Here is a 2,759-nt window from a genome sequence, read left to right on the forward strand (position 1 = left end):
TTACAATTTTATTTTTGGTAATACTAAAAATGAATTTATATTTGCATCCGCTTAATTAAGCAACTGGTGCCTTAGCTCAGTTGGTAGAGCAAAGGACTGAAAATCCTTGTGTCCCTGGTTCGATTCCTGGAGGCACCACCATCAAAAAACCCAACTCTATGAGTTGGGTTTTTTGGTTAATACAAATTCTTTTTACTGGTTTAAAAGGCATTCGCAATGTTCATCAACACTTTATCAAATTCAATTCTGCTTTATATAAGCACTTGGTGTACATCTTTTTACACTCCTAAAAACTCTATTAAAGTTAGAAATATTTCTAAAACCACACATATAAGCAATTTCTACTATTGTAAAATCATTACCTTCTCTCATAAGTTTACAGGCATTTTCTACTCTAAATTCATTCAAAAACTGAATGTAAGTTTTGTTCGTTCGCTTTTTAAAATACTTACAAAAAGCATTTTTGGTCATATTAGCAACCTCAGCTATATCCTCTAAAAAAATATTCTTGTCATAATTATTTAAGGTATACTCAAACACATTACGCATTCGATCCCCTTCTACTAAACTGAATTTCTTATCATAAACAAATGAAGACAAACTTACATAATCAGCATTAACCAAATAATGCAGCAGCTTTAAGAACAATAAAAACCGCTCAAACTTTGTTGATGATTCTAACTTAAGAAATAAATCTCGAATTTCTTCAATATGAGACTGCGGCTTAAAACCATAAATTGAACGCTCAAAAAATGGCTGAATAGCTTCAATATCTTCTAGCTCAAAAAAATAATCACCAAAAGATTGTTTGGTAAAAAACAAACTCAACATATGCGAAGCCTCTATACTTTCATCACTCTTAAACACGTGTGGTACATTACTTCCTATTACCAACATATCTCCTTCTCTATAATTATTAATTGTATCACCTACTACTAACGTACCACAACCTTTTACAATATAGCTTAACTGTATCTCTTCGTGCTGATGAAGTTTATCATACAACACCTTTACCTTATCTATTTGATAAATAAGTGCTAGTTTATTAGGCTTCGGAATTACAAATGGCAGTACTTTCAACTTAAAAAATGATTATATAATATTCAAAAATAATCAATAATATATTTAACTTGATAATATTTCATCATTATAGCGTAAAAAAACATCATAAAAAACTATAGCTCTCAAGTAATTTTATACCCTAAATAAAAATATATGAAATTTAATTGGGAAGGTGTAATGCCAGCCGTGTTTACATGGTTGAAAGCGTCAAAATCTGGTGCTCTTGAAATTGACTTTGATACCACGCAAAAACAGGCTGCAGGTATTTTAAAAGTTCAAGGAAAGGGTGGAAGCAGAATGAACGGACTTGTAGGTTCTGGAACTCTGGGTGAAAATAGCTACTTGAGCGCGAATCAGCGTCTTTCCTTACTGAAATCACTTTCTGAGGTTGCTAAAGATTATGATGTGCCTTTAATCAGTGGTGCAGCAGCAGAAACTAAAGAAGAACTAGCAACAATCGTTGAAGAACTTGCAATAACTGGTGTAGACACCGTAATGGTTATGCCACCAAAAACTAAGGAACTTCCTTCTGATGACGAAATGTATGCGTACTATGAGCTAGCAGAGTCCACAGCAAGAAGTGCTGGTATATCAGTTATGCCTTATAACAATCCTGATGCAGCGGGTTATCATCCGCTTTCAACCGAGCTTCTTCTAAAACTTGCTGAACTTCCCAATATCAATGCCCTTAAAATATCTACAATTGATGTCTCAATTATTGAAACGATGCTATTGGCAAATAAAGATTTAAAAATTTTGGCAGGTGTTGATACCGTAACGGTACATGCAGGACTTGCTGGCGCATGTGGCGGAATTACAGGAGTTGGCTGTATTTTTCCCAAAGCTAGTGTTAGCATGCAGGAATATGTTTCAAATGGACAATGGGCTGAAGCAAACAAAATTTCTCAGGCAATGAATTCCATTTCGTATTTAGATGCTCAGCCACTGCTCATGGAATATCTTAAGCTTGCTATGGGAATTCATCATAATGATGTTGCTGGAGGACTTCGTACCTTTGGTAAGAAACTGTCTCAAAACCAAATAGATGATGTTCGAGCAAGATATATTCTGGCAAGAGAAAGACTTGAAGTTTTAGATTTAATTGATTAAAGCTTTTAAAATTTTAAAAAGAAAATAAAAAAGAAGTGAAGATGATTACGGGGAAAAACCAGATAGGAAATGGGATTTTTATAAGCTAAAGTGCTTTAATATAACTGTAATCACAAACACAGAAATTTCTGTGAAAATAAAAATTTCAATAACTTTAAAACGTATTAAAAAACGACATAAAACACATATATGCTAGACATAAGGCCAACTTGCGAACATTGTAAGAAATCATTACCACACGATTCTAATGAGGCCATGATTTGTTCGTTTGAATGTACCTTTTGTAAAGATTGTGTCACATCAGTGTTACAAGACGTATGTCCAAACTGCGGTGGTGGATTTACACCTCGCCCAATACGACCAAGTCATTTATTAGAGAAGTATCCTGTTTCAACAACAGTCGTTCATAAACCTGTAGATGTTGAAGCACATCAAAACCGATTAAAAGAAAAACGTAATCACACGTAATTGTAGATTACTCAAAAGCATAAAAACATGATCACAGGAAAAAATTATATAGGAAATCAAACTTCTGCTCAAGGTGATAAAACCTTTAAGACGTTCAATCCATTGTTAAACATAGAGAA

At 33.6% G+C, this 2,759-nt stretch carries 3 protein-coding genes and 1 tRNA gene; 3 read left to right on the forward strand and 1 reads right to left on the reverse strand.

Features of this window, described 5'->3' with window-relative positions; all coding sequences use genetic code 11:
* Nucleotides 1–65: 65 nt before the first annotated feature.
* Nucleotides 66–141, forward strand: a tRNA-Phe gene (locus N4A42_RS13440).
* Nucleotides 142–240: 99 nt separating this feature from the next.
* On the opposite strand, the gene N4A42_RS13445 is transcribed toward N4A42_RS13440, so the two are convergent.
* A complete protein-coding gene (locus N4A42_RS13445) occupies nucleotides 241–1,080 on the reverse strand; it encodes an AraC family transcriptional regulator (protein WP_294074994.1) in 840 nt (279 codons plus the stop codon).
* Between the two features lie 135 nt (nucleotides 1,081–1,215).
* On the opposite strand from N4A42_RS13445, the gene N4A42_RS13450 reads away from it, so the two are divergent.
* The gene (locus N4A42_RS13450; protein WP_294074996.1) at nucleotides 1,216–2,172 is read left to right on the forward strand and encodes a dihydrodipicolinate synthase family protein; all 957 of its coding nucleotides are present in this window, start codon (nucleotides 1,216–1,218) and stop codon (nucleotides 2,170–2,172) included.
* A gap of 189 nt (nucleotides 2,173–2,361) precedes the next feature.
* Entirely contained in the window at nucleotides 2,362–2,640 is a 279-nt protein-coding gene (locus N4A42_RS13455; RefSeq protein ID WP_294074998.1) for a DUF1272 domain-containing protein, read from the forward strand.
* The last annotated feature ends 119 nt before the right edge of the window (nucleotides 2,641–2,759 follow it).

It is taken from the genome of Winogradskyella sp. (assembly GCF_025210595.1).
GTDB lineage: Bacteria > Bacteroidota > Bacteroidia > Flavobacteriales > Flavobacteriaceae > Winogradskyella.

Coding starts and splice junctions, on each gene's coding strand:
- N4A42_RS13450 (WP_294074996.1), top strand. CDS start 1,216: ATGAAATTTAATTGGGAAGGTGTAATGCCAGCCGTGTTTACATGGTTG.
- N4A42_RS13455 (WP_294074998.1), top strand. CDS start 2,362: ATGCTAGACATAAGGCCAACTTGCGAACATTGTAAGAAATCATTACCA.